This is a genomic window from Dendrosporobacter quercicolus (assembly GCF_900104455.1).
Taxonomy (GTDB): Bacteria; Bacillota; Negativicutes; order DSM-1736; family Dendrosporobacteraceae; genus Dendrosporobacter; species Dendrosporobacter quercicolus.
Genome location: NZ_FNHB01000002.1, coordinates 127,969 through 152,609 on the forward strand (window position 1 = coordinate 127,969; position 24,641 = coordinate 152,609).

Genomic DNA, 24,641 nt, shown 5'->3' on the forward strand with positions numbered 1-24,641 from the left:
GGCTTTATCGTACTAGGGAGTAGTTGAAGCCGGCGGTTCAGGAGGAGCGGGGGCAGCCGGCAAGGGGTCAGCCTGGTCAAGCCGTACTTTCAGGCCGCCGGTCAGCGGAGCCAGGATATTAAACACAAAGGTGTAGAGCAATCCGGCAACACCTGACAGCAGGCCGAACATAAAACCGAAAAAAGCTCCCCCGAGAACTCCCGTAATTTCTTTTCCCATGATACCGATCATCACCCCGCCCAGACCGCCGACACATGCGCCGCCGGCAAACAGGATGGCGAAGACAGGCAGGTAAGCCAGGCGGGTGATCGTGTAGTTATACATAAACCTCACTCCTTTGCTATTGACAGTCTGTTAAAAATAAATTTACAAGGAGGAAAAACATGACTGACACAATCTTTGATATTGCCGTCATTGGCGGTGGTCCGGCCGGTTTATCGGCAGCTTTAACCGGTAGAATCAGAAATAAGAATATCGCATTATTTGAACATCTGGATTTCAGTTTAAAATTACAGAAGGCGCATCTGGTAGATAACTACCCGGGGTTGCCGCAGGTAACCGGCAAAGGGCTGATGCAGCAGATGTCAGCGCATTGCCTGGCCCACGAACCCAAACAAATAAAAGCGAAAGTAGTGAATATTTTCCCCGGCGAGGAGACTTTTACCATAGCAACGCCGCAGGATATTTATCAGGCCAGGACAGTCATCCTGGCAACCGGCGTTGTTGCGACAACCCTGTTTCAGGGGGAAAAGGAACTGCTGGGCCGTGGCGTAAGTTATTGTGCAACGTGTGACGGCATGTTTTATAAGGATAAAGATGTTGCGGTGATCGCTTATGGCAGTGAGGGCGAACATGAGGCCAACTACCTAGGCGAATTGTGCCGGAATGTTTATTACCTGCCGCAGTATAATACCAGCCTCGGCTTGATGCGGTCCGATGTTGAGGTGCTTAAAGTCCGGCCGCGCAGTATTCAGGGCGACAGTCAGGTGGAAAAGCTGGTTACCGACCAGGGCGAGATCAAGGTACACGGGATCTTTATTATCCGCCAGTCCGATCCGGTAGAGAACCTGCTGCCGGGCTTGGAGCTGGACGGCGAGGTCATTAAGGTTAACCGCGATATGTCGACCAGCATTCCCGGGGTTTTCGCCGCCGGTGACTGCACCGGCAAGCCCTGGCAGATAGCCAAGGCTACGGGTGAAGGGCTGGTAGCCGTTTTGAGCGCCATTCATTATCTGGATCAGCTGAAAAGCAAGGTACTAGGCCCGGCGAAAAATGAGCTTGATTAAAAACCAAAGGGTGGCATAACCAAAAACCGGGAACAGAACGGTAATTAAGTTGGCAAAACCTACCTGGCTGAAGATAACGCTGCAGCTAATGACAATGGCGACGCAAAAAGGGAATTTCAGGCCGCTGGCGGCGGTGAGCGTGGTGGCGCAGCCGTAGAGGCTGGCTAAAGCGGTGGTAAACATAGCGGTAAGCAGCATTACCGAATACACAGTACCGTTGACGCAGTGTTGAATGCTGGATATGTACAGCATCGGGATTTCTTTGCCCATAATACCAGGGTAATGCAGCATCACTGTAATCGCCACCAGGCAAGCCAGTACAGCCAATACGATTCCGCCGATCATACTGCCCAGCCGACGGCAGATGCGGCTGGGTGTGGCCGCGCCCAGTGGAGCCAGGACGGTTGTGCCCATCACCAGATTGTAGGAAACATACAGCAGGCTGGCTAGCAGCCAGTGCGGAGCAGGGTAAGCGGAATGATCGGCCGTTATATTGAGAAACTCCAGCGTAAAGTCATGATAATACAGAGAATAAAGGCTGATGCTGATGATGGAAACAGCTAAAACAGGAGCGGCAATCATATTGGCGGCGGCAATTCCGCTGATGCCGCGCAGCGTAATGGTTGTTACCATTAAGGCCAGCAGCCCGATCCCGAGTCCGAAAGGCAGCGCAAAATTGTCCCGGAATATGGTGCCGGAGCCGGCCAGCATGATGGTCAGCACGCTAAACAGGAAAGCGGCGATGATGATGTCCAGCAACAGGGCGATCCTTTTGCCGCATAAATGATAGAGCAGTTGATGATAGCTGGCTGCCTGTAACTGATAACCCAAATCCAGCATTCGGTTGCCCAGCCAGGCAAATAAAACGCCGGCAAGCACAATGCCGGCCAGGCCAATGTTGCCGTATACCACAAAAAACTGCAGCAGCTCCTGACCGGAGGCAAAGCCGGCGCCAATAATCGTGCCGGCAAATGTGGCGGCGACCCTGGCGATAGCCAAAGCGGTACGGCGGCCCATTTTATCACTCCTTATTTATGTATGTAGATCCAGGCGTCATTAGCACAGCTAATTTGAAAAGCAGGAATTAACTTTGGTTTATTAAATGTATGACGGCAATCATCAAATTCTTCCCTGGATTTTTTTGGAATACCTATGACCATTGCCAATGGCAAAAATATAAAAGTCCTTTCAATTATAAGCAAAATAATTGAGAGGATTTTTTCCGGAATGAGTAGAATATGTAAAGCATATTCAAGCGATTGGAAATTTAATGAAAAAGACAAAATTTTACTAGTGTCTTGGCAAAGTTGTGAATTAGGATTAGACAGTGTAGATTTTTTTGGATGTCAGAAATACTATAGTGCGGTAATCTGTTTAGCCACGTTTTTTACCGGGATGTAAATAGATGCTTGCAATCAGGGTTAATGCCGGAATTGAATTAAGGCTTGGCGAAAGGATGTTTATTGATGAAAGGGGGGCCAGCCATATGGACTACAGTACATTAGCCCGTATTGCAGCCGTAATCCAATCTAGTCCAGTGCAGGGCTGGCTGGTCATTGATCGCGATTTTAATGTGGCGCATGCCAATGATGCTTATTGCCAGCTATGGAAGGTTAAAGCCCAAGAGGTAATCGGCAAATATATTTTGGATTTGTTTTATCACGGACGTAAAAAAGATAAGCGGGGCAGGTATGTTGAGCCGCTTATCGAAACAATGGATACGGGCCACGAAATTGCCCTGATGGAAGTTTGCGTGTCGAATGTTTATCATGAAACAAATATCTGGTGTTTGGCCAATACGTATTTGCTGCGTGACGACCGGGGCGATATTGAATATGCTGTGGGGACGTATTTGCCTATTGATAAATTCAAGGTAATCGAAAGGCGCCTTGACAGTATTAATCTGGACATCATCAAGGCTTTCTGCAAGGCAATTGGGGTAAGGGATGCTTATACCAAGCAGCATAGCGAGTCTGTTGCTTATTTAATGGTGGAATTGGCCGAGTTCATGAATTTATCGCCGGAAGAAGTGACCAAAGCTTATCTGGCAGGTATCGTGCATGATGTAGGTAAGATCGGTGTGCCGGAAAAAGTTTTGGCTAAACCGGGACGGTTATCGGAAGAAGAATTTAAAGTGATTAAGTGTCACCCGGTAAAAGGAGCGGAAATTCTGGCGGAAATCGACGGATTAGGAGCAATTACCAGGGTCGTGCGCCATCACCATGAACGCTATGACGGGCGGGGTTATCCGGAAGGTGTGGCTGGCGAGGATATTCCCTTTTTAAGCCGGATGCTGTCCATTTGCGACGCTTATGACGCCATGACCAGCAAGCGGTGTTATCGTGATCCATATACGGCCGCACAAGCCCTGAACGAGATTAAGCGTTGCGCCGGGCAGCAGTTTGACCCGGTAATCAGTGGGAATTTTATTCAATTAATGAAATATCAGCATCAGCGTTGAGGAAAACTCCTTGCCAGACCGGAAGGAGTTTGGTTCATACAGGCGTTTGACAGTGGTTTGCCAACTGGATATAATTGAATAGAATAGTATACCATTTTCTCAGCCGTTTATAATAATAACAGGCTGTAGGCAATAGAGAGGTCGTTTCGTAGATACCCGCCACTTCAGGCGGTAGTTTTTTTGGGGGTTTGATTTATGCTTGATATCAAATTTGTCCGGGATAACCCGGAAAAGGTACAGCAGGCTTTGGCAAATCGCGGCAGTACGCTTGATTTAGCCGGTTTTTTGGCTTTGGAAAAAGAGCGCCGTGAGTTAGTAAGTGAAGTGGAAGTTTTGAAAAATCAACGTAATACCGTTTCACAGCAGATCAGTGTCATGAAACGGAATAAGGAAAATGCCGATGCGCTTGTTGCTCAAATGCGCGACGTTGGCGACAAAATCAGCCGGCTTGATGCAAAGATCAAGGAAGCTGAAGCCGGACTGACGGAGATTCTTCTGGGCATTCCCAACATTCCCAGTGAAACTGTGCCGGTCGGACGCAACGAGGATGACAACCTGGAAATCCGCCGCTGGGGCGAACCCCGCCGCTTTAGTCAAAAACCGCTGCCTCATTGGGAAATCGGCGAAAATTTGGGGATTTTGGATTTCGAGCGGGGCGGTAAGGTTACCGGGGCGCGCTTTACTTTCTATCGCGGGTTAGGGGCCAGACTGGAAAGAGCACTGATTAATTTTATGCTTGATTTACATACCGGCGAGCATGGCTATACCGAGTATTTGCCGCCGTTTATCGCCAATAAAGACAGTATGACCGGTACCGGGCAGCTGCCTAAATTCAGTGAGGATATGTTTAAGCTGGAAGGCTTGGAGTATTATTTAATCCCAACAGCCGAAGTTCCGATTACCAATCTGCATCGTGCTGAAATTATTGACGGCAAAGGGCTGCCTTTTTATTATGCAGCCTACAGCGCCTGTTTCCGGGCCGAAGCCGGTGCGGCAGGCCGTGATACGCGGGGATTGATTCGCCTGCACCAATTTAATAAAGTCGAGCTGGTGAAGTTTTGCCTGCCTGAGCAATCCTATCAGGAATTAGAGAAGCTTACGAACAATGCCGAGCAGGTGCTGAAGCTGCTGGGACTGCCGTATCGGGTCATTGCGTTATGCACCGGCGACATGGGCTTTGCGTCGGCTAAAACGTACGATATTGAGGTTTGGCTGCCTAGTTTTGCTAAATACCGGGAGATTTCGTCCTGTTCTAATTTTGAGGATTTTCAGGCCCGGCGGGCTGATATCAAGTTCCGGCGCGAACCTAAGGCCAAACCGGAATTTGTACACACTTTAAACGGTTCAGGCTTGGCGGTCGGCCGGACTGTGGCCGCAATATTGGAAAATTATCAGCAGGAAGACGGCTCGGTGGTTGTGCCGGAAGTTCTCCGCCGCTATATGGGCGTTGATGTGATTTCCGCAAAATAAATGGAACGCCCGCAGGCAACCCTAAGACGGCAATCGGCAGTAGCCGAAAGCCGTCGTTAAATGCGGGTACAGCACAAATCCCCAACACCAGGTGTTGGGGTATATAAAAGGGAAAACTGTTGTTTTCCTCTGACAGCGCTATTTTGTTGATGTAAGCCATCTCTTACTTTTAGTATAAAGTTCGATTTTTAGAATACATTTAGAAAATCGTGGCAGAGAGCAGAAGCCATAAATGTTAAAATGGAATGTATTATTTGCAACATTTCGCGGCATAATTGTATCTAACAACGAATATCTTAGCAGGTGCCAGCCTTTGCAAAAATTGTAAAGGGCTGGTTGACATTTAGGCAGGTTTTTCTAAAAAAATTCTAAAAGATGGCAGATATACTTAATTTATCAAATTACCTAAGATCCATTGCAGTAACGCTCTTGGCAGATGTGATTGTTTACTGATTATCCTGTCGCCGGGGAGGGATGGAGGTAGTTTTTTATACTCAGGATTGACTGATTAGTCAGTTTAGGCTTTCAAATGGAATCTATCCGGGAAAATAAGGAGAGAGTGATATGAATAGTATAGCAAAAAAAGTGGTTGTATTTTCAATGATCGGATTAATGCAATTCGGGATAGGCGCATCGGCTATTGAGGCGTCCTCCCGGAATGACCATAGGCAGGATAACCGCCGTTATGAACAGAAGGAGAAAGAACGCGAGCGGCGGGTCCAGGAAGAAAAGGCCCGCCATGAACGGGAAATGAAGCGGCGCCAGAATGAAAGCGACCGGGAATACAACGAACGGCGGCAACGGGAAAAGGACCATCATGAAGAGGTCATGCGAACGATTTTAGGTGTCGGTATATTGGCGATCATCTTGAATAACAATTAGGGTTAAGAAGGGGTAAGAGCGTCAGCTGTCTGAATGGACAGCTGACTTTTTTTATTTATGTTTGTCTTGCTTCATTATGTTTACATGAACGCTGAATTTGTCGAAAAAAGAAATAACAGTATTACATTATGTTCATTGTGAAATTACCAAAGTAATAAAAAAATGAATACATATATTGTCAGTATGCCAAATCTATGTTAATATTTATTTAATTTATTTTAATTACATTAGTTTACTAAATAAGTTGAATTTAGCGTTATGACAAGGATCAAGGGTTTTATTTAGCGGTAAGGAGCTGATCGTATGTTGCAGGATTATGGTAATATCGCAATATTTCTGGTGATTGCGGTGGTATTTCCCCTGTTGGCTTTAGGCGCCTCGGCCTTTATTCATCCCCGCCGGCCCAGCGCCGCTAAGTCGCTGCCTTATGAATGCGGTGTCGATACAGTGGGCAGCACCTGGGTTCAGTTTCGGGCCAGTTATTTTTTATATGCTTTAGTCTTTGTGGTATTTGATATTGAAACAATTTTTTTATACTTGTGGGCAGTGGTGTTTCAGCAATTGGGCAGGTTTGCTTTTATTGAAATGTTTATCTTCATAGGCATTTTAACCTTAGGATTGGCATATGCCTGGAAAAAGGGGGCGTTGGAATGGAAGTAAAAGGTGTACCTAAGCAGCCCGGCGATGAATTGCTGCCCAAGAATATTATTTTGACGACGCTGGATACAGTGTTGAAGTGGGCCCGCGGTAATTCCCTGTGGCCTTTGTCCTCAGGACTTGCCTGCTGTTCGATGGAAATGATGGCCGCCGCCGCCGCCCGATTTGATTTAGCCCGGTTTGGTTATGAAGTGTTCCGGCCGTCGCCGCGCCAGGCTGATGTGTTGATTGTCGCCGGCACGCTTACCTGGAAAATGGCCGGGCCGCTTAAGCGTTTATACGACCAAATGCCTGAACCCAAATATGTAATTGCCATGGGAAGCTGCGCCAATGCCGGCGGACCGTTTGCCGATTCTTATTCCGTTGTTCCCGGTGTGGACAATATTTTGCCGGTCGATATTTATATTCCGGGCTGTCCGCCCCGCCCTGAAGCGTTAATTCAGGGAATGGTGGAATTAAAACGCAAAATTCAGCATCCGGGAACTGCGAGGCGGGCCAACGATGAGTAAACAAGCAATGAGCCTGGATTTGCTGCAGCAATTGCAGAGCCGGTATCCGCAGGCGCTGCAGATTGCCGGGGAAGGCTGCCGGCAGGCCCTGCTGGTAGATGCCCAAGCTTTACTGGAGCTGATGCAGGAGCTTAAAACGGGTGCGGATTACCGGTTTAATCTGTTAAGTAATTTGACAGCGGTAGATTATTTGAACTATTTCGAGCTGGTTTACCATTTATATTCCCTGCCTCTGCGGCAGTCGTTAACCGTGAAAAGCCGCTGCCCGGCGGAATGTCCGGAAATTGATTCGGTGGTGCCGGTATGGTTGTCGGCCGATTTTCAGGAACGGGAGATTTATGATCTGCTGGGAGTCAGATTTACCGGTCATCCGCATTTGCGGCGTATTTTGACGCCTGAGGGGTTTAATGAGCATCCGCTGCGTAAAGCGTATCAGTTGACCCGGCGGGCAAAAGGGGGATAGGCTATGCCAAGAACTGAGACCTACACTTTGAATATGGGCCCTCAGCATCCCAGTACCCATGGTGTTTTGCAAGTCATACTGGAACTGGACGGTGAGCGGATTGTCAAGGCCGCGCCTGAACTGGGCTATTTGCACCGCGGCATTGAAAAACTGGCGGAAAGCCGTACCTACAGCCAGTTTATTCCTTATACCGACCGGCTGGATTATGCGGCGGCCATGGGCAATAATTTAGGCTACTGCCAGACAGTGGAAAAGCTGCTGGAGGTAGAAGTTCCCGAGCGGGCGGAGTATCTGCGCATCATCATGGCGGAACTTAACCGTATTGCCAGCCATTTGCTGTTTATGGCTTCGCTGGCCATTGATCTTGGCGCTACCACCGGCATGATGTTTGGATTTCGCGATCGTGAGCGGATTTTGGATTTATTTCATATGGCCTGCGGAGCCAGGCTGACCTACAGTTATATTCGCATCGGCGGGGTAAGAGCGGATGTTACAGCTGAATTCACAGCGGCGGCAAGGCAGTTTCTGGTGGATTTTCCGGCAATGCTGGCCGAGTATCATGGTTTGCTTACCGGCAATGAAATCCTGGGTCATCGCCTGAAAAACAGTGCGGTCATCGATGGCGCAAGAGCTTTGGAGCTGGGACTGACCGGCCCGGCGCTAAGAGCCTCAGGTATCGATTATGACATTCGCAGGGTTGAGCCTTATGGCTTTTATGACCGTCTGAGCTTCAGTGTTCCGCTGGGAACAACCGGCGATAACTGGGACCGCTATATTGTCAGAATGGCGGAAATGGAACAGAGCGCGGCGATGGTTGCGCAGGCGTTGGATCAAATGCCGGAGGGTCCGGTGCTGGCCAAGCTGCCTAAAGTTTTAAAGCCGCCGGCCGGTGATGTGTATCACCGGATTGAAAACCCCCGCGGCGAACTGGGATTTTATATTGTCAGCGATGGTTCTCCCAAGCCTTACCGTATTCATGTACGACGTCCTTCGTTTATCAATCTGCAATCGCTGAATGAGCTGTGCCGGGGCTTACTGATTGCCGATGTGGTTGCCGTGCTGGCCACGCTTGATCCACTCATGGGGGAAGTGGACTGTTAGTACGGCAGGGAAGATTCTAAGGAAGCCCGCACCGCCAATAAGATAAAGGAGTCATAAGACATGCAAGAAGTAACAGGTCTGTTTGGGATTGCGCAGCTATTACGTAATTTTTTGAGTCTTTACTTGCCCAATCCTCAGTGGGTGGATGTCATAATGACACTGATTAACAGCGGCGCCATTTTTACGGTCATTTCTTTATCGGCTGTTGTCCTGGTGTATGCTGAGCGTAAGGTCAGCGCCTTCATCCAGATGCGGATCGGCCCTAACCGGGTGGGGCCCTGGGGCACGCTGCAGTCGGTGGCGGATATGCTGAAATTAATGTCCAAGGAGGATATCAGACCGGCCGGCGCCGACCGCTGGCTGTGGGTGCTCGCGCCAATGCTGCTGTTTATTCCGGCCGCTGCCGTTTATGTCGTCATTCCTTTTGACGATCAGGCAATCTTTGCTGATGTGAATATTGGTATTTTTTATTTTATTGCAATATCTTCCCAGGCCACTCTGCCGTTCTTAATGGCCGGCTGGGCGTCAAACAGCAAATACGCCCTGCTGGGGGGGATGCGTACGGTAGCCCAGATGCTGAGTTACGAAATTCCCCTGGTTTTCGCCATTTTAGGGGTGGTCATGCTGGTTGGCTCAATGCGGATGAGTGATATTGTGGCCGCCCAGAGTCAGCTGTGGTTTGTGGCTGTACAGCCACTGGCGTTTATCATTTTTGTAATCGCGGCGACCGCTGAAACAAACCGGGCCCCGTTTGATCTGGTCGAGAGTGAATCGGAACTGGTGGCCGGGCCATTTACCGAATACAGCGGCATGCGGTGGGCGTTGTTTTTTCTGGCCGAATACGCCAGTCTCTTTGCGGCTGCGGCGATTGCGACAACCTTGTTTCTCGGCGGCTGGAATGGTCCGCTGCTGCCGGGCTGGCTGTGGTTCCTGCTGAAAACTGCGGCAATGATTCTGGTTTTCATGTGGCTGCGCTGGACATTTCCCCGGCCAAGGGTAGATCAATTGATGGCTTTTGGCTGGAAAATACTATTGCCGCTGTCCCTGGCGAATGTAGTGATTACCGGCATCGGCATTTATATTAATCAAGGTTAAGTCAGGAGGATGAGGCTATGCAGGGCAGGGGGTTGTTAACCGGGCTTTATATTACCTTAACCCGTTTTTTTGCCAAGAAAGTAACCGTACAATACCCTGAGGAGAAAATAGCCCTGGGGCCGCTGTTCAGGGGCGGCGAGCTTCAATTGTCGCATCAAAAATGCATTGCCTGCGGTTTGTGCGCTTCAGCCTGCCCTAACCAGGTGATTGAACTGACAACCCGCACCAATGAACAAAAAAAGCGCCAGTTAACTTCTTATATTTACCACTCCGGGCGCTGTTTGTATTGCGACTATTGTATTGAAGCCTGTCCCACAGCCGCTATTTGCTGGAATCAGCAATATGAGCGAAGCAGTTATTTCCGGAATCAGCTGGAGATCGACTGTCTGGCCCTGTCGTTGCAGCGGCCGCCGGCAGCCGCCGCCGACGCAGCGGCTGCCGGCCGGGCCGATACGGGCAAGGAGGAGGGATCCAAATGAGCGAGCTGGTTTTTATAGCGGCTTTTTACCTTTTAGCGGCTGTTACGGTAGCCTCGGCTTTAGGCGTAGTGCTGAAACAGAATCTGGTGCACAGCGCGCTGCTGCTGGTGGTGTGTTTTATTGGGGTGAGCGGCTTGTATGTTATGCTGAATGCCGAGTTTTTAGCTGCTGTCCAATTGCTGGTCTACAGCGGGGCGATTGCCGTCATTTTAGTGCTGGGCGTTATGCTGACCCGCCGCCGGAGTATGAACGAGTCCAATCAGAATAATGAGCGGTCGTTCCGGGCGGCTGCTTTAGGCACTGCTTTGCTGGCTGTTTTAGTGGGCGCAATTGCACTGACGCCGTGGCAGCATTCGGCGGCGGGCGCTCTGGATCATGCTGCTCCGGTGATTGCCCGCGCTTTACTGACCGATTATATGGTGGCTTTTGAAGTAGCGGCGTTGCTGCTGCTGGCGGCTATGGTCGGAGCCATTGTCTTGGCCAAAGGAGTTGAGGAAGAATGATCGGCTTGGAACATTACTTGATTGTCGCGGCTATATTGTTTGTGATCGGCTTGTATGGAATTCTGACCAAACGCAATATTGTGGCCATGCTAATGAGTATTGAGCTAATGCTCAATGCAGTGAATATCAATTTAATTGCGTTTTCCCGGTTTATTACTCCGGAAGCTGCGACAGGACAGATTTTTGCAATATTCACCATTGCGGTGGCGGCAGCAGAGGTTGCCGTTGGGCTGGCGCTGGTATTTAGGGTATATGATGACCGCGATACCGTACTGGCCGAGCGGCTGAACGGCTTACGCTGGTAATGAGGCGACGAAAGAGCAGGTGAAGAAAATGTTTAGCGAATTTATATTGCGGCAGGCCTGGCTGATTCCGCTGCTTCCGGCGCTGGCCTTCGTTGCCATCGGGTTCTTTTTGCGGCATAAGCGGTTCCTGGCGGCAGTGACGGCAATTGGCATGAGTTTTTTGAGTTTTGCTTTGTCCCTGGGGGTGGGCTATGGTGTGGTCTTTCAGCATATCACTGTCGACAACCCGCTGATTGTGCGGATACCCTGGGTAACGATCGAGGGCCTGGCAATTGATATGGGGGTATATATTGATCCTGTGTCAGCCATGATGCTCGTGGTGGTAACTTTCGTCGCTTTAATGGTGCAAATTTACTCGCTTGGCTATATGCGGGACGACCCCGGCTTTGGGCGGTTTTTTGCTTACCTGTCGTTATTTGCCGCAGCTATGCTGGGGCTGGTAATCGCTGTTAACTTTGTCCAGCTGTTTGTTTTCTGGGAATTGGTCGGTTTGGCCTCCTATTTACTGATAGGCTATTATTTTACCAAGCCTTCGGCCTGTGAAGCTGCTAAAAAAGCATTTATTACTACCAGGATTGGCGATTTCGGCTTACTGCTGGGCATTCTGCTGCTGCAGGTTGTATTTGGCACCTTGGATTTTGAGCAGTTAGGCCGGACAATTCCGGCCTATGCCGGCCGCTATGGCACTGGTCTGCTGACAGTGGCGGCCATACTGGTTTTTTTAGGGCCGGTCGCCAAATCGGGTCAGTTTCCCCTGCATGTTTGGCTGCCGGATGCGATGGAGGGACCAACGCCCGTATCGGCGCTGATTCATGCCGCCACCATGGTGGTAGCCGGGATCTATCTGATTGCACGCGTATATTTTCTCTTTGATGCCTTGCCCTGGGCGCTGGAACTCATCGCCTGGACCGGCGCTGTGACCGCCTGCTTTGGCGCCAGTATTGCCGTTACCCAGCGGGAAATCAAAAGAATTCTGGCCTACTCCACCATCAGTCAGCTGGGTTTAATGATGCTGGCCCTGGGAGTGGGCAGTGTTACCGCCGCGATGTTTCACCTGATGACGCACGCCTTTTTTAAAGCATTGCTGTTTTTGGCGGCAGGCGCGGTCATTCATGGTTTGGCCGATCAGAGTAATATTTTTGCCATGGGCGGATTGCGTCACCGGATGCCGGTTACCTTTGCCGCTATGACGGTCGGGGTGTTGGCAATTGCCGGAATTCCGCCTTTGGCCGGGTTTTTTTCCAAAGATGAAATTCTGCTGGCAGTGGCGCAAGTCAGTACGCCGCTTTACCTGCTGGCGCTGGCAGCTTCCTGCTTGACGGCTTTTTATATGGCCAGACTGCTGTTTGTGGTGTTTTTTGGGCCGCAAAAACCGGAGAACCATCCGCATGAAGCACCGTTGTCCATGCGTATTCCCCTGGTTTTGCTTAGCGTATTGGCTATTATGGCGGGATATTTTTCCTATCGCCATGATTTTGGGTATTGGGTACGGTTTGGGGCGGTTCAGCATAGCGGTCTGGATTGGAACATTGCCGTTGTTTCGACGGCATTGGCCCTGGCTGCAATGGGTTTAGCCTGGCTGATCTATGGCGCCGGCCGGGTTTCGCCAGACCGCCTGGCCTGGCGTTTCCCGGTGTTATATCAACTGAGTTATCACAAATATTACATTGATGAAATGTATCAGTGGCTGAACAATACCTTAGTTCAGGGGCTGGCTAAAGTTTTGTACTGGGTTGATATTTATATTGTCGATGGAATCATCAATGGCCTGGCAAGCTTGACGCTGCGCCTGAGTGAAAGCTGGCGCAAGCTGCAGACCGGGCAGGTACAGCAATATGGGCTGGTTTTGTTTGGCGCAATCCTGCTGGTGGCGGTCTGGCTGATGATGACCGGTGTTACCGGCGGTAATGTCTGGCTGGGAGGTGTAGTAAATGGCTGATTTTCCGTTGCTGACGGCAATTCTGCTAACCCCGCTGGGCGGGATCTTCGTAATGGCCTGTCTGCCCCGCCCGGCTGAAGACGCAATCAGGCTGGTCGCCGCCGGGGCAATGGCAATTGTGCTGGGCCTGTCCGGCTATGCCTACTGGGCCTATGATTTTACTGCCGGCGGCATGCAATTTACGGAGAGCATTCCCTGGATTCCGGATCTCGGGGTAACGTACTCTTTGGGGGTGGACGGCATTTCCCTGCCGTTGCTGCTGCTTACCGCCCTGATTGGCCTTTCGGCGGTTTTTGCTTCCTGGCGGATAAAGCCGCGAACGAAAGAATTTTTTATCCTGTTAATGCTTTTGCTGACCGGGGTGACCGGAACCTTTATTACCCGTGATTTATTTATTTTTCTATTGTTTTATGAACTGGTGGTTATTCCTATTTATATTATGGTGGTTATCTGGGGTTCTACCAAGCGGGTAAGCAAGGAATACGCCGGCATGAAGCTGACCATTTATTTGTTGTTGGGATCGGCGGTCATGCTGGTGGGCGTTATTGCGGTGTACCTGACAGCTTATCCGCCGGGAATGCGGACGTTCAGCATGGAGGCATTGGCCCGGGCGCATCAGCTCGGTCAGCTGTCCGAGCCGTTTCAGATCGTTGCCTTCCTGCTGCTGCTCATTGGTTTTGGCACACTACTGTCCATGTGGCCGTTCCACAGCTGGTCGCCGGACGGTTACGCCGGAGCGCCGACGGCAGTGTCGATGATTCACGCCGGAGTGTTAAAAAAGATTGGCGGCTATGGCCTAATTCGCTTAGGCTTAGTGATATTGCCGCTCGGCGCTAAATTCTGGGCGCCGCTGATTGCGGCGCTGGCGGTGGTCAATGTGCTGTATGCCGCTTTTGTGGCCTTAGCGCAGAAGGACCTCAAATATGTGATCGGCTATTCTTCTGTATCCCACATGGGGTATGTGCTCATTGGCTTTGCCGCTTTGGATGTGGTCAGTATCAATGGCGCGGTGGCCAATATGTTTGCCCATGGCGTAATGAGCGCCTTGTTTTTTGCCATGATCGGCCAGGTATATGAAAAAACGCATACCCGCCATATCCCGGACCTGGGCGGGCTGGCTCACCAAATGCCCAGGGTGGCCACCGGGTTTATGCTGGCAGGCCTGGCATCGCTGGGACTGCCGGGATTAATCGGCTTTATTCCGGAGTTCACTATTTTTGTCGGCGCGTTCCGGCAATATCCACTGTACGCCGTATTGGCAATCGCCGGTATTGTATTTACCGCTTTATATATTTTGCGGGTCCTGTCCAACATTTTGTTCGGGCCGCGCCGGACTGAATTTGACGATTGCCGGGATGCCCGGGGCGTTGAACTGGCGCCGCTGGTCTTACTGGGTTCGGTACTCATTGCTTTTGGTATTTTCCCGCAACTTTTAATGGGCATGGTTGACAGTGGCATCCAGCCAATCCTGCCGGTCTTAGCGGAGCTATCCGCCGGAGCGTCTTTATTGGGAGGAATTTTTAAATGAGGATTATGCTCTTAAGCGGTGAAATTGCGGTGGTATTGCTGGCCGGGCTGCTGCTGCTCGCTGATTTGCTGCTGCCCCGGACGGCCTCGCGGCGCAGTTTGGGGTATGCCGCCAGCGGGGGCGTGCTGGCGATATTGATGTATAGCTTTACGCAATACGGCCCGGCGGCGGCCGTCTATCAGGGGTTGTTTGTGGTGGATAACTTTGCCGTATTTTTCAAACAGCTGTGTTTACTGGCAGTTCTGCTGACGTTATTGTTTTCGGTTGATTATGTGGAACGCCTGGACTGCCGGGGTGAATTCTACTCCCTGCTGTTGCTGGCGCTGGCGGGGATGATGGTGATGGCTTCCGCCAATGATCTGGTTACGATGTTTCTGGGTTTGGAATTGATGGCCGTTGTTTTTTATATTCTGACCGCCTTTAATTTCAGCAGTGTAAAATCCAGTGAAGCCGGCGTAAAATACCTGATTTTGGGATCGGCATCCAGCGCTGCTTTATTGTATGGCATCAGTTGGATTTATGGCTTTACCGGCAGTGTCGTGCTGACGGAAATTGCCGCCCAGGCCGCCGCCAGCCCGGCTGTGCTGCTGGGTAGTGCGCTGTTGCTGACCGGGCTGTGCTTTAAACTGGCAATTGTCCCGTTTCATATGTGGGCGCCGGATATTTATGAAGGCGCGCCAACGCCGGTAACGGCTATGCTGGCCATGGGTTCAAAAGCGGCCAGTTTGGCCGTATTGCTCCGGATTTTTCTGGTGGCTTTCGCCGGCTTGCAGGTTTATTGGCTGCCGGTGGCGGCCGTACTGGCTGCGCTTAGTATGATCGGCGGCACAATTGCGGCTATGCGGCAAACGAACATCAAACGGCTGCTGGGTTATTCTTCAGTGGCGCAAGCCGGTTATCTGCTGACCGGGCTGGTGGCCGCCAATGCCGCAGGCGTCAAGGGAATACTGTTTTATGCGATGCTGTACGTGTTTGCCAATGTCGGCGTCTTTGCCGTTGTCGTTGCCGTCTGCAATCAACGGGGGGCTGAAGACATTGACGATTTTTCCGGACTGGCCCGGCGGGCGCCGTTTTTGGCTCTGACCATGACGGTGGCATTGTTGTCAATGGCCGGTATTCCGCCAATGGCCGGCTTTGCCGGTAAGTTCTATATTTTTATGGCGGCTATGGAACAAGGTTATTGGGAATTGGCAGCGCTGGGCTTTGGTATGTCGATGATTTCCGTATATTACTATTTGCTGGTGGTGAGAGCGATGTATATGAATCCGCCCAGGCAGCAACAACGGCTAATGGTCAGCGGTTCCCTGCAGTTAGCGGCTGTGGTCAGTGTCGTTGCGACTTTGTTTATCGGTATTTATCCCGCTCCTTTGGCGGCTTTGGCCCATATTGCCGCTCAGGCTTTATGGTAATCAAAGAAAATACAGGCAGGCGCGAAAGGGCTGTCACCAGGCAATGTTTATTGCTCAGGCGGCAGCCTTTTTGTTTGCTGGGCATTTTTCTTTACAGCGTCAGCTTTGTCATTGTCTCATTTGCCGGTTAAGCCGAATAACATATTAAAAAGGAATGCAGGGGGAAAGCGTATGTATATTAAGCAGGATAAATTAGTACGTGTGTTTGCCGTTAAGATGCGATTGGCTGATCCGCAGGATACAGAGGACGCATTGGCTGCCGTACAAAGTAATTTGACGGAACTGGCTGCCGGGATTGAGATAGAATCGCCATTGGTTACTTATGACCGGGAGCAGGAGGCCAATACCAATGTTATTTTGAACTTTTTCCTGCATTTGACCAACCCCGCCGCACCGGACAGAATAAGATTAAGTGCAGTAACGGACGCACTGGCGGACAGCGCCGAATTCACCTTAATCAGCGTGAAGATTGACTAGTGTTTTGGCAAAGTTGTGAATTAGGATTTAGACAGTGTAGCTTTTTTTGCAATGCAGGGCGGAGGAAGGCGGCATACCGGGAGTATACTGACCGACGACAACGAAGGCTTGCGGAAAATAGACCGTCAGTATTCACTGAATCAGGGCTGACAAGGTACTAGTACAGTACCTTGCGTCCAAGATTTAAGTGGCAAACAGCCGCCGGTTTATGCTATAATTAGTATAAAGAAAGGGGCCGTGTTTACTATGAAGAGGGCAACCTTTATCCGCATCTTAGCTGCAATCAAGTTGGTTTCCAATAACGTAAGCGTTGTCGAGAACTTTAATAATAAAGCGCTGGTGACGATGAAAGTGCCGGAGATTGTCGGTGAATCGCCAAAGCAGTTCCGGTCTTTTCACAAGCTCCTTTCTTATTCTTCCTATTACAGTATAAAGCCGGACAATAACGGGCTGCTGCTAACCTTAGAATATGAGTGGCAATGAACTAGTACCTTGCGATGCGCGGCTTCTCCGCTCGCAGGGCAAAAAAATTTCGCATTTTAATCTCAAAATTTAAGTGACGCAAGGTACCAGGGTCTTTGCTCTGCTTTATTAGAAAACCTCTTAGGAGTGGACCTAAGAGGTTTTCCGCAGTTTGAGCCTTTACTACGCAGCTTGCAGTGCTACCGGTAGTACTAACAATCTTCAGCATCATTGGTGATGGATGCTGTGATATTGTCAAAGCAATGCCGGTGTCCCAGGTCGTAACTTGTTTCTCCGTCAAAATAATGGGTATGCTCATCGCCTGGTACTTCAATGGCCGCTCCGGTTGTTACATCAACCATATGCCAGTGACCGTCATCATCTTTGGGGTCATAGGAGGTTCTGACGTATATTCTGTGTACGTGGCTGTCACCAGTTTCAATGGCCGGGCTGGTTGTGCCGACAATGATGTGCTGGTGGCTTCTGGCTATGTCCGTCGGGGCTAAAAACGTATGGTTATGGTTTCGGCTGTCCCGCTGCGGCGTAGTATTGCTGGCGCCTTTTTTCTTTTTACGATCTTCTTCAATGCTCATCTAATCACCATCCTCGTTACATAATATTCATTATTTAAAGGAAGTGTGATACAGTAAAAGCAGGCTTTTATGATAATTGTTCAGTTCGGGAATGAAGGAAACAGGTAAATTTTGGCATAAGCAGGAAATTTGGATTTGCAACGAGAAAAGGGAAAAAAAGGGAATTGGCAGGTGGGCGTAAATGGATAAAAAAAATATCAGTCATGCATTTAGTACGTTTATTGAGGAAGCTCCCGGGCATTCTCAGGCCTGGCTGGGGGCTGTCCGGCAATTGGATGCAGCCGGCGCATTAGAGCAGAAGACGGCCGAACTGGCCTATCTGGCTGTTTTGGCTGCAATGCGGCTGGAGGGAGGAATTTCCTTTCATGTTAAGCAGGCCAAAGCATTAGGGGCAAGCCGGGAAGAAATTATTAGTGCGATTTTGGTTGGCCTGCCTGCCGCCGGCAATACAGTTATTCAGTCTTTGCCAATAGCCCTGGCGGCATTTGACGATTGACTAGGCAGGAAGTGGAAGCCATCTGGAAACTGAATTTTGTCCTTAAGGAGGGTGTTAGCATGGTAATGGTTGACAATGTCAGTGTTGAACTGCCTGAATGTGTTTCCCGGGAGGAAGCGGAGGTATATGTAAAGGAAGAACTGGCGCTATGGAAAGCCAAAGGTAAAGTTTTAGGTCAGGTCAATATTCAGCTTGAAGGTGACGAGGTGGTTATCCGGGCCGTTGAAAAATCACCGATTAAGCGTATCCGGCGGATTACCGGTTATTTGAGTGAGCAGCACAATTTTAATGACGCGAAAAGGTCTGAGCTAAAGGAAAGAATTGTACATGCTTAAGGCTTAACACCAAAACAGAAACGGATGATGAGAGGATGTAGCGCTTTAACGTCCGCTGGCGGAAGCAGGGGCGTGTCGTCGATAAAAAGCGAAGCTATATTCCTTTTCCTTTTCAGTAGCAAAAGAATCAAACCGATCATAGAATATCCTAGGTTACACAGATAACCGGAAACATGATAAAAAAGGAGGAGTTTCTATGGGATTCGGTGGATTTGGAAATCATGGTGGACATAATGGCAGTGGGATTATAATCATTATCATAATTCTCCTGCTGTTCTTCTTTTGCTGTGACGATGATACTTCAACCTGCTGACAACTACATATTGCCCGCCCTGGACAAAAACACCGCTGTTCTGCAGTGGTGTTTTGTTTATCCGTCAATCGGGAAAATTCGCAGTTGACAAGTGTCACTGCTCCGGCCTGCTACATAGGATATATAGCAAAGTTCAAATTTACTAAATGGATTAAATAAGGAGGAATTCTTATGGGTTTTGGCGGTTATGGCGGTCGCGACAGTTGGGTGTGGATTATCATTATCATCATCATTTTACTGTTTTGCTTCTGCGGCGATGATAATGATACCTGCGCTTTCTAGACTTACTTAAACTGGTTCATTGGCATTACCCCAAATGACTGCTGCCTTATGGCAGCAGTTTTATTTGTAGTTCGGAAAGCCTTACCCGGCAGGGAATACTTCTTACTTAGTCGAAAAATGAGTAAAATTATAATTTAAAGCTGGGGGATTGCTGTATGAAGCCAGACAGGTCAAGTGCGGTGAGAATTGCAGCCGCCTATGCCGTTGCCGGTGCGCTCTGGATCGTCGTATCCGACTTTATGGTTGGCTATTTTGTGAGCGACCGGATTTTGCGTAATCAGCTTGAGGTGGTGAAAGGCTGGCTGTTTATTGCAATTACTGCCGCCGTATTATTTCGACTGGTAAGCCTAAACGTTCAGGCGCTGGCGGCGCGGGAGGAGAGCCTGCGTAAGCAGAATGAGGAAATTGCCGCTACCTCTGAAGAATTGTATGCAGCCGAAGAGGAGTTAAGACATCAGTTTGATGAATTATTGTGCCGGGAAACAATTATTAACCGCCGCAACGAGTGTCTGGCTGCTTTGCACGAAGCCGCACTGACAATGATGCAGGCGCGGGCGGTGGATACTTTGCTGCAGACGGTGGTAGCCAAGATGATGGCAATCAGCGGCGCCCAGTTTGGCCATATATACCTGCTGGATGAGACCGGCCGGTTTATGCAACCCCGGGTAGTGGCCGGTTTTCCCCCCGAATGGGTGCAGCAGACGGTTTGCAGGGGGGAAGGCCTGATTGGGCGGGTGTGGGCTGAAGGCGATATTGTTTTCATCCCAAACTATCAACAATGGACAGGGCGGCTCCAAGGGCAGGCCTATGAACGGCTGAAGTCCGGTATCGGCGTACCGTTAAAAACGGGCGGCAAAGTTGCCGGGATTTTCAGTATGAACTATACCACAGAGCATACTGTGGACGAGGAAGAACGGCAGATGCTGGTCAGCTTTGCCGAACTGGCTTCTATTGCGCTGGAAAACGCCCGTTTACATGAGGCGCTGAGCAACAGCCAGTGCAGAAGTCAGGCAATAATCGACGCTTTGCCGGATTTACTCTTGCGGTTTGACCGACAGGGCAATTTACTGGAGCTTAATCCCGGCAGTGATTTCGCCGTACCGTTATTTGATTTTACTGACAAAATCGGACGAAATTTGGCTGAACTTCTGCCTGCCGATAAAGCGCTGCAATATCAGGAAAATCTGGAGCAGGCTTTTGGCACCCAAAAAACGCAGTATTTTGAATATGATATTGAGATTAACGGAAAAATCCAGTGGCGGGAGGCCAGAATTATGGTATGCGGCGCAACCGATGCCGTGGCCGTCATCAGAGATATCACCGGGCGGGTGGAATTAAAGAATAAGCTTAAATACCTGGGCTTACATGACCGGATTACCGGCTTATTTAATCGCGCCAGCTTTGAGGACAAGCTTGATCAGCTGAATGATAACCGCCGTTTTCCGGCCGGAATTATTGTTTGTGATATAGACGGACTAAAGTTGATCAATGACACTCTGGGGCATCAGGCCGGTGATCGGCTGCTGCTGAATGCGGCCAGGCTTATTCAGGGGGGATTTGGCCCGCAGGAGCTGGTGGCCCGGGTAGGCGGCGACGAGTTTGCTGTTATTGTGTTTGACCGGGATGAGCAGGCTCTGGAGAAAACTTGTCACGATCTCCGGTCCAGGGTAAAACAATTCCGGGAGGCCAACACGCAGATTCCCATCAGCATTTCGATCGGGCTGGGTATCCGGTCAAGTCCGGAGCAGAATATGCGTGAAGTATTCAAGGCGGCTGACGACAACATGTACCGGGAGAAACTGCATAGCAGTCATAGTACCCGCAGCGCTATTGTCCAAACACTGGCCAAGGCCATGGAAGTACGGGATTTTATTACCGATGGCCATGCTGACCGCCTGCAGCAGGTTGTGGTCGATCTGGCCCTGGCGATTGGCGTTGCGGAAAGCAAAGTATCTGATCTAAGACTGCTGGCCCGTTTTCATGATATTGGCAAAGTCGGTATTCCTGACCATATTTTATTTAAGCCCGGCCGGTTGACTGACGAAGAATTTGAAATTATCAAGCGCCATTGTGAAATCGGCTACCGGATTGCCCAGGCGTCGGCCGAACTGGCGCCTATTGCCGACTGGATATTAAAACATCAGGAGTGGTGGAACGGACAGGGATATCCGCTGGGCTTAGAAGGCGAGAGTATACCTGTTGCCTGCCGGATTCTGGCTATTGCCGATGCCTATGACGCGATGACCAATGACCGGCCTTATCGTCAGGCCCTGTCGCAGGGCGAGGCCATTGCCGAATTGGAACGGTGCTCCGGCACGCAATTCGATCCGGCGCTGGTTCGGTCCTTCCGGCATATCATTGAGCGGCCGGCAACAAGATAAGGCTGTCTCTCCGCATTTGTTCAAATGACGGAGAGACAGCCTTTTTTTTGATGCCGGATCAGCCGGTATGGCTGTTGTTTTTGTTTCGGAAAGAATTAACTTTGGCGGCCATGTACTCGATCGCTACAAACAGTACCGGTACAAGGAATATGCCAAGGGCGGTGGCTACCACCATACCGCCGACGACGGTTGTACCAAGCGCTGTCCGGGCCGCAGCGCCGGCGCCGGTTGACAGCGCCAGCGGGACGCAACCCAGGATGAAAGCGAACGATGTCATGAGAATCGGCCGCAGCCGGAGTTTGGACGCTTCGATAGCCGCCTGTACCGGTTCCATGCCTCGATCGGTTCTCGCTTTGGCATATTCAACAATCAGAATAGCATTTTTAGCCGAAAGGCCGATGAGCATGACCAAGCCTATTTGCATATATACGCTGTTTTCAAAGCCCCGGGCATATTGGAACAGCGTTGAACCTAAAATGCCGGTCGGGACTGAGAGCAGTACCGCAAAGGGGATATTCCAGCTTTCGTACAGCGCCGCCAGGCACAGGAACACAAACAGCAGAGCTAAAGCGAAGATTACGGTGGTGTCGCCGCTGGACAGTTTTTCTTCGCGGCTTAAGTCGGCCCACTCGTAAGTAAAGGTTGAAGGCAATACCTGGGTCGCCACTTCTTCCAGGGCATCCATGGCCTGGCCGGAGCTGTAGCCGGGGGCGGCAGTGGCATTGATCTGCATCGCCGGATAGCCGTTAAACCGTTTAATCAATGTCTGGCCACTGGACTGGACCGGTGTAACCAGTGTGTTAAGCGGCACCATCGTGCCTGCTGAATTGCGTACATAAAAGAAGCGGGTGGCGTCGACATCGGCGCGGAACTCCGGTTCAGCCTGCAGTACAACTTTGTAGGTGCGGCCAAAACGGTTAAAGTCGTTGACCTGAACGCCGCCCATGAAGGTTTGCAGGGCCGTAAATATATCCTGCACCGGGACGCCCAGCGCTTTGGCTTTTTCCCGGTTGACCTCATATTGGTAAGACGGCGTATTGGCCCGGAAGCTGGATTGCACCATGCTGAACTCCGGCCGTTGCTGGGCGGCGGCAATGAGCGCCTGCGAGGCATTGTTCATTTCTTCCAGGCTGGAACCGCCCCGGTCCTGAATCATTAAGGTGAGACCGCCGAGGGTTCCTATTCCCGGCAAGGCCGGCGGATTAAAGGCGAACACGGTGGCTTCAGGTATTCCACTGACTTTGGCCATGGACTGCCCAATGATCGCGTTGAGCTGTGTTTCAGGCGTTGTGCGCTCCGACCATGGGTACAGCGAGGCCAGTACCATTGCGCCATTGGACTTCTGACCGCCGGCCAGCATGTCGAAACCGACAATTTCTATTGAATTTTCCACCCCGGGAATGGCGCGGTAAATTTCACTGACCTGATTGGCAACAGCCCTGGTGCGGTTCATACTGGCTGCTTCCGGCAGACTGACCACAGAGAGCATAAAGCCCTGATCTTCACTCGGAACAAAGGTTGAAGGGAGAATACGCAGCATGGCGACGCACAGGACCAGGATGACGACCAGCCCAACGCCCCACAGACGGGCCTTGCGAATGGAATGCCGGACGCCTTCCGAATATTTTTCGGTAAGACGCTCAAACCAGAGATTAAACCGGGCGAAGAACCTGCCCAGCATACCGGCTGGAGCGTGGGCTTCATCGCTGTAAGGCTTGAGCAGCAGGCTGCACAGCGCCGGTGTCAGCGATAGCGCCACAATGGCCGATAAGGCCATGGAGATAGCAATTGTCAGGGCAAACTGCTTGTATAATACGCCGGTTGTTCCGCCGAAGAAGGCCACCGGGATAAAAACAGACGCCAGCACGAAAGCGATGGCAACTACCGGTCCGGATACTTCTTCCATCGCCCGAATGGTTGCTTCTTTGGGGCTAAGACCGGAATTGCGCATATGATGCTCAACCGCCTCAACCACGATAATGGCGTCATCGACAACAAGTCCAATGGCCAGCACCATCGCAAACAGGGTGAGGGTGTTAATGGAAAAGTCTAAAAGGATAAAGGCGCCAAACGTTCCGATTAATGAGACCGGCACCGCCAGCATCGGAATTAGTGTTGCCCGCCAGTTTTGCAGGAACAGATAGACGATGATCAATACCAAAGCCAGGGCTTCCAGGAAAGTATGAAACACTTTTTCCAGAGATTCCGAGATGTATTTGGTATTGTCGGTGAGAATTTTATATTCCATGCCGGGCGGAAAGCGTTTAGCGGCATCTTCAATGACCTGGCGTACGCCGGCCACTGTTTCCAGGGCGTTGGCCTCAGTAGTTAGCTGAACGGCAAATACCACGGCATCCTGGTTGTTAAAGCTGCTTTTAACGGCGTTGTCCCTCGGCCCCAGTTCAACGGTGGCGACATCACCCAGGTAAATGGCCGAGCCGTCCGGCTGGGAGCGGATAATGATCTTTTCGAATTCTTCCTCGGTGATCAGACGGCCTTGAACGCTGGCCGTATACTGAAATTCCTGCTCAGGCACCGAAGGAAGCTGACCAATGGTACCGGCCGGCGCTTGAACGTTCTGTTCTTTAATGACAGTGGCAACATCGGCGGCGGTAATCCCGAGCTGGGCTAACTTATCCGGTTTGAGCCAAATGCGCATACTGAAGTTGGCGCCATACTCGCCGACATCGCCGACTCCTTTAACCCGGCGAATATCATCAATGATATTGATGCTGCCGTAATTTTTGAGGAACACGCTGTCATAAGTGCCGTCAGGTGAAACGAGGCTGAAGTACAGCACTGTGTCCGGCGAAACCTTGCGGGTTGTTACCCCGGCCAGCTGAACCTCCTGCGGCAGGCCGGCCGTGGCCTGAACCACCCTGTTTTGCGTGTACATGGTCACCATATCGGGGTCCTGGCCCAGTTCAAACTTGACATTTAAGTTGTAACTGCCGGTATCCGAACTGGTCGAGCTCATGGAAACAGCGCCTTCGACGCCGTTTACCTGCTGTTCAATCACCTGGGCGACAGTTTTTTCGACAACATCGGCATTCGCGCCGGTGTAGGTTGTCGATACGCTGACCTGCGGAGGCGTAATCTGCGGGTACTGCGCAATGGGCAGGTTGAGGGCCGCGATGCCGCCGGCCAGAGTAATGAGAATTGCGATTACGATCGCGAAAATCGGCCGGTTGATAAAAAACTTAGCCATGAACCCA

24 protein-coding genes are annotated in these 24,641 nt (G+C 50.7%); 20 read left to right on the top strand and 4 right to left on the bottom strand.

From position 1 onward, the window contains the following. Positions 1 to 12: 12 nt before the first annotated feature. Positions 13 to 324, bottom strand: a complete 312-nt coding sequence (locus tag BLR06_RS06660; protein ID WP_092070273.1) for a hypothetical protein — start codon at positions 322 to 324, stop codon at positions 13 to 15. 59 nt (positions 325 to 383) lie between these two features. On the opposite strand from BLR06_RS06660, the gene BLR06_RS06665 reads away from it, so the two are divergent. After that, positions 384 to 1,286 carry an NAD(P)/FAD-dependent oxidoreductase gene (locus BLR06_RS06665; protein WP_092070276.1) on the top strand — a complete coding sequence of 301 codons (903 nt, stop codon included), beginning with the start codon at positions 384 to 386 and terminating at the stop codon, positions 1,284 to 1,286. Here the strand turns inward: BLR06_RS06665 and BLR06_RS06670 are convergent. Then, positions 1,257 to 2,303, bottom strand: coding sequence for a YkvI family membrane protein (locus BLR06_RS06670; protein WP_092070279.1), 1,047 nt, complete (start codon positions 2,301 to 2,303; stop codon positions 1,257 to 1,259). The two genes, BLR06_RS06665 and BLR06_RS06670, sit on opposite strands and share 30 nt — an antisense overlap. A 388-nt stretch (positions 2,304 to 2,691) precedes the next feature. Here BLR06_RS06670 and BLR06_RS06675 point away from each other — a divergent pair, with 388 nt between their 5' ends. From BLR06_RS06675 to BLR06_RS06750, 16 genes are all read left to right on the top strand, one after another. Beyond that, complete coding sequence (locus BLR06_RS06675) at positions 2,692 to 3,747, top strand: HD domain-containing phosphohydrolase (protein WP_245698051.1); 1,056 nt, start codon at positions 2,692 to 2,694, stop codon at positions 3,745 to 3,747. Positions 3,748 to 3,942: 195 nt separating this feature from the next. Further along, positions 3,943 to 5,217 carry a serine--tRNA ligase gene (gene serS, locus BLR06_RS06680; RefSeq protein ID WP_092070281.1) on the top strand — a complete coding sequence of 425 codons (1,275 nt, stop codon included), beginning with the start codon at positions 3,943 to 3,945 and terminating at the stop codon, positions 5,215 to 5,217. A 564-nt stretch (positions 5,218 to 5,781) separates the two neighbouring features. After that, complete coding sequence (locus tag BLR06_RS06685; RefSeq protein WP_092070283.1) at positions 5,782 to 6,099, top strand: hypothetical protein; 318 nt, start codon at positions 5,782 to 5,784, stop codon at positions 6,097 to 6,099. 303 nt (positions 6,100 to 6,402) lie between these two features. Next, complete coding sequence (locus tag BLR06_RS06690) at positions 6,403 to 6,759, top strand: NADH-quinone oxidoreductase subunit A (RefSeq protein ID WP_092070286.1); 357 nt, start codon at positions 6,403 to 6,405, stop codon at positions 6,757 to 6,759. Next, on the top strand, positions 6,750 to 7,265 hold the full coding sequence (locus tag BLR06_RS06695; protein WP_092070288.1) for an NADH-quinone oxidoreductase subunit B: 516 nt from the start codon (positions 6,750 to 6,752) through the stop codon (positions 7,263 to 7,265). Before BLR06_RS06690 ends, BLR06_RS06695 begins: the two co-directional genes overlap by 10 nt. After that, positions 7,258 to 7,728, top strand: a complete 471-nt coding sequence (locus BLR06_RS06700) for an NADH-quinone oxidoreductase subunit C (RefSeq protein ID WP_092070291.1) — start codon at positions 7,258 to 7,260, stop codon at positions 7,726 to 7,728. The genes BLR06_RS06695 and BLR06_RS06700 overlap by 8 nt, the downstream gene beginning before the upstream one ends. 3 nt (positions 7,729 to 7,731) lie before the next feature. Then, positions 7,732 to 8,829, top strand: coding sequence for an NADH-quinone oxidoreductase subunit D (locus BLR06_RS06705; protein WP_092070294.1), 1,098 nt, complete (start codon positions 7,732 to 7,734; stop codon positions 8,827 to 8,829). 60 nt (positions 8,830 to 8,889) lie between these two features. Continuing rightward, a complete protein-coding gene (gene nuoH, locus BLR06_RS06710) occupies positions 8,890 to 9,924 on the top strand; it encodes an NADH-quinone oxidoreductase subunit NuoH (protein ID WP_092070297.1) in 1,035 nt (344 codons plus the stop codon). Between the two features lie 17 nt (positions 9,925 to 9,941). Then, a complete protein-coding gene (locus tag BLR06_RS06715; RefSeq protein WP_092070299.1) occupies positions 9,942 to 10,403 on the top strand; it encodes a 4Fe-4S dicluster domain-containing protein in 462 nt (153 codons plus the stop codon). Next, positions 10,400 to 10,906: an NADH-quinone oxidoreductase subunit J family protein gene (locus tag BLR06_RS06720; protein WP_092070301.1), complete on the top strand. Its 507-nt coding sequence runs from the start codon at positions 10,400 to 10,402 to the stop codon at positions 10,904 to 10,906. Before BLR06_RS06715 ends, BLR06_RS06720 begins: the two co-directional genes overlap by 4 nt. Beyond that, on the top strand, positions 10,903 to 11,211 hold the full coding sequence (gene nuoK / locus BLR06_RS06725; RefSeq protein WP_092070304.1) for an NADH-quinone oxidoreductase subunit NuoK: 309 nt from the start codon (positions 10,903 to 10,905) through the stop codon (positions 11,209 to 11,211). Before BLR06_RS06720 ends, nuoK begins: the two co-directional genes overlap by 4 nt. A gap of 28 nt (positions 11,212 to 11,239) precedes the next feature. Further along, positions 11,240 to 13,150 carry an NADH-quinone oxidoreductase subunit L gene (gene nuoL, locus BLR06_RS06730; RefSeq protein ID WP_092070306.1) on the top strand — a complete coding sequence of 637 codons (1,911 nt, stop codon included), beginning with the start codon at positions 11,240 to 11,242 and terminating at the stop codon, positions 13,148 to 13,150. Then, positions 13,143 to 14,678, top strand: a complete 1,536-nt coding sequence (locus BLR06_RS06735; protein ID WP_092070308.1) for a complex I subunit 4 family protein — start codon at positions 13,143 to 13,145, stop codon at positions 14,676 to 14,678. Before nuoL ends, BLR06_RS06735 begins: the two co-directional genes overlap by 8 nt. Next, positions 14,675 to 16,087, top strand: coding sequence for an NADH-quinone oxidoreductase subunit N (locus BLR06_RS06740; protein WP_092070310.1), 1,413 nt, complete (start codon positions 14,675 to 14,677; stop codon positions 16,085 to 16,087). The genes BLR06_RS06735 and BLR06_RS06740 overlap by 4 nt, the downstream gene beginning before the upstream one ends. A gap of 171 nt (positions 16,088 to 16,258) precedes the next feature. Then, a complete protein-coding gene (locus tag BLR06_RS06745) occupies positions 16,259 to 16,564 on the top strand; it encodes a hypothetical protein (protein ID WP_092070313.1) in 306 nt (101 codons plus the stop codon). Positions 16,565 to 16,810: 246 nt separating this feature from the next. Further along, complete coding sequence (locus BLR06_RS06750) at positions 16,811 to 17,047, top strand: hypothetical protein (RefSeq protein WP_092070316.1); 237 nt, start codon at positions 16,811 to 16,813, stop codon at positions 17,045 to 17,047. A 191-nt stretch (positions 17,048 to 17,238) separates the two neighbouring features. Here the strand turns inward: BLR06_RS06750 and BLR06_RS06755 are convergent, their stop codons facing one another. Further along, positions 17,239 to 17,619: a YmaF family protein gene (locus BLR06_RS06755; RefSeq protein ID WP_092070319.1), complete on the bottom strand. Its 381-nt coding sequence runs from the start codon at positions 17,617 to 17,619 to the stop codon at positions 17,239 to 17,241. 181 nt (positions 17,620 to 17,800) lie between these two features. Here BLR06_RS06755 and BLR06_RS06760 point away from each other — a divergent pair, with 181 nt between their 5' ends. The 3 genes from BLR06_RS06760 to BLR06_RS06770 all read left to right on the top strand — a co-directional run bounded on the left by BLR06_RS06760 (position 17,801) and on the right by BLR06_RS06770 (position 21,426). After that, entirely contained in the window at positions 17,801 to 18,115 is a 315-nt protein-coding gene (locus BLR06_RS06760) for a carboxymuconolactone decarboxylase family protein (protein ID WP_092070322.1), read from the top strand. 59 nt (positions 18,116 to 18,174) lie between these two features. Continuing rightward, the gene (gene nrdD, locus BLR06_RS06765) at positions 18,175 to 18,450 is read left to right on the top strand and encodes an anaerobic ribonucleoside-triphosphate reductase (RefSeq protein WP_092070325.1); all 276 of its coding nucleotides are present in this window, start codon (positions 18,175 to 18,177) and stop codon (positions 18,448 to 18,450) included. Positions 18,451 to 19,200: 750 nt separating this feature from the next. Further along, complete coding sequence (locus BLR06_RS06770) at positions 19,201 to 21,426, top strand: diguanylate cyclase domain-containing protein (RefSeq protein ID WP_092070328.1); 2,226 nt, start codon at positions 19,201 to 19,203, stop codon at positions 21,424 to 21,426. A gap of 58 nt (positions 21,427 to 21,484) precedes the next feature. On the opposite strand, the gene BLR06_RS06775 is transcribed toward BLR06_RS06770, so the two are convergent. After that, positions 21,485 to 24,634 (bottom strand): efflux RND transporter permease subunit, encoded by a 3,150-nt coding sequence (locus BLR06_RS06775; protein WP_092070331.1) that lies wholly within the window; start codon positions 24,632 to 24,634, stop codon positions 21,485 to 21,487. Positions 24,635 to 24,641 lie beyond the last annotated feature (7 nt).

Excerpts from the sequence above, each read along its gene's own strand:
- BLR06_RS06660 (WP_092070273.1), bottom strand. The coding sequence starts at position 324 with ATGTATAACTACACGATCACCCGCCTGGCTTACCTGCCTGTCTTCGCC.
- BLR06_RS06665 (WP_092070276.1), top strand. The coding sequence starts at position 384 with ATGACTGACACAATCTTTGATATTGCCGTCATTGGCGGTGGTCCGGCC.
- BLR06_RS06670 (WP_092070279.1), bottom strand. The coding sequence starts at position 2,303 with ATGGGCCGCCGTACCGCTTTGGCTATCGCCAGGGTCGCCGCCACATTT.
- BLR06_RS06675 (WP_245698051.1), top strand. The coding sequence starts at position 2,692 with ATGCTTGCAATCAGGGTTAATGCCGGAATTGAATTAAGGCTTGGCGAA.
- serS (WP_092070281.1), top strand. The coding sequence starts at position 3,943 with ATGCTTGATATCAAATTTGTCCGGGATAACCCGGAAAAGGTACAGCAG.
- BLR06_RS06685 (WP_092070283.1), top strand. The coding sequence starts at position 5,782 with ATGAATAGTATAGCAAAAAAAGTGGTTGTATTTTCAATGATCGGATTA.
- BLR06_RS06690 (WP_092070286.1), top strand. The coding sequence starts at position 6,403 with ATGTTGCAGGATTATGGTAATATCGCAATATTTCTGGTGATTGCGGTG.
- BLR06_RS06695 (WP_092070288.1), top strand. The coding sequence starts at position 6,750 with ATGGAAGTAAAAGGTGTACCTAAGCAGCCCGGCGATGAATTGCTGCCC.
- BLR06_RS06700 (WP_092070291.1), top strand. The coding sequence starts at position 7,258 with ATGAGTAAACAAGCAATGAGCCTGGATTTGCTGCAGCAATTGCAGAGC.
- BLR06_RS06705 (WP_092070294.1), top strand. The coding sequence starts at position 7,732 with ATGCCAAGAACTGAGACCTACACTTTGAATATGGGCCCTCAGCATCCC.
- nuoH (WP_092070297.1), top strand. The coding sequence starts at position 8,890 with ATGCAAGAAGTAACAGGTCTGTTTGGGATTGCGCAGCTATTACGTAAT.
- BLR06_RS06715 (WP_092070299.1), top strand. The coding sequence starts at position 9,942 with ATGCAGGGCAGGGGGTTGTTAACCGGGCTTTATATTACCTTAACCCGT.
- BLR06_RS06720 (WP_092070301.1), top strand. The coding sequence starts at position 10,400 with ATGAGCGAGCTGGTTTTTATAGCGGCTTTTTACCTTTTAGCGGCTGTT.
- nuoK (WP_092070304.1), top strand. The coding sequence starts at position 10,903 with ATGATCGGCTTGGAACATTACTTGATTGTCGCGGCTATATTGTTTGTG.
- nuoL (WP_092070306.1), top strand. The coding sequence starts at position 11,240 with ATGTTTAGCGAATTTATATTGCGGCAGGCCTGGCTGATTCCGCTGCTT.
- BLR06_RS06735 (WP_092070308.1), top strand. The coding sequence starts at position 13,143 with ATGGCTGATTTTCCGTTGCTGACGGCAATTCTGCTAACCCCGCTGGGC.
- BLR06_RS06740 (WP_092070310.1), top strand. The coding sequence starts at position 14,675 with ATGAGGATTATGCTCTTAAGCGGTGAAATTGCGGTGGTATTGCTGGCC.
- BLR06_RS06745 (WP_092070313.1), top strand. The coding sequence starts at position 16,259 with ATGTATATTAAGCAGGATAAATTAGTACGTGTGTTTGCCGTTAAGATG.
- BLR06_RS06750 (WP_092070316.1), top strand. The coding sequence starts at position 16,811 with ATGAAGAGGGCAACCTTTATCCGCATCTTAGCTGCAATCAAGTTGGTT.
- BLR06_RS06755 (WP_092070319.1), bottom strand. The coding sequence starts at position 17,619 with ATGAGCATTGAAGAAGATCGTAAAAAGAAAAAAGGCGCCAGCAATACT.
- BLR06_RS06760 (WP_092070322.1), top strand. The coding sequence starts at position 17,801 with ATGGATAAAAAAAATATCAGTCATGCATTTAGTACGTTTATTGAGGAA.
- nrdD (WP_092070325.1), top strand. The coding sequence starts at position 18,175 with ATGGTAATGGTTGACAATGTCAGTGTTGAACTGCCTGAATGTGTTTCC.
- BLR06_RS06770 (WP_092070328.1), top strand. The coding sequence starts at position 19,201 with ATGAAGCCAGACAGGTCAAGTGCGGTGAGAATTGCAGCCGCCTATGCC.
- BLR06_RS06775 (WP_092070331.1), bottom strand. The coding sequence starts at position 24,634 with ATGGCTAAGTTTTTTATCAACCGGCCGATTTTCGCGATCGTAATCGCA.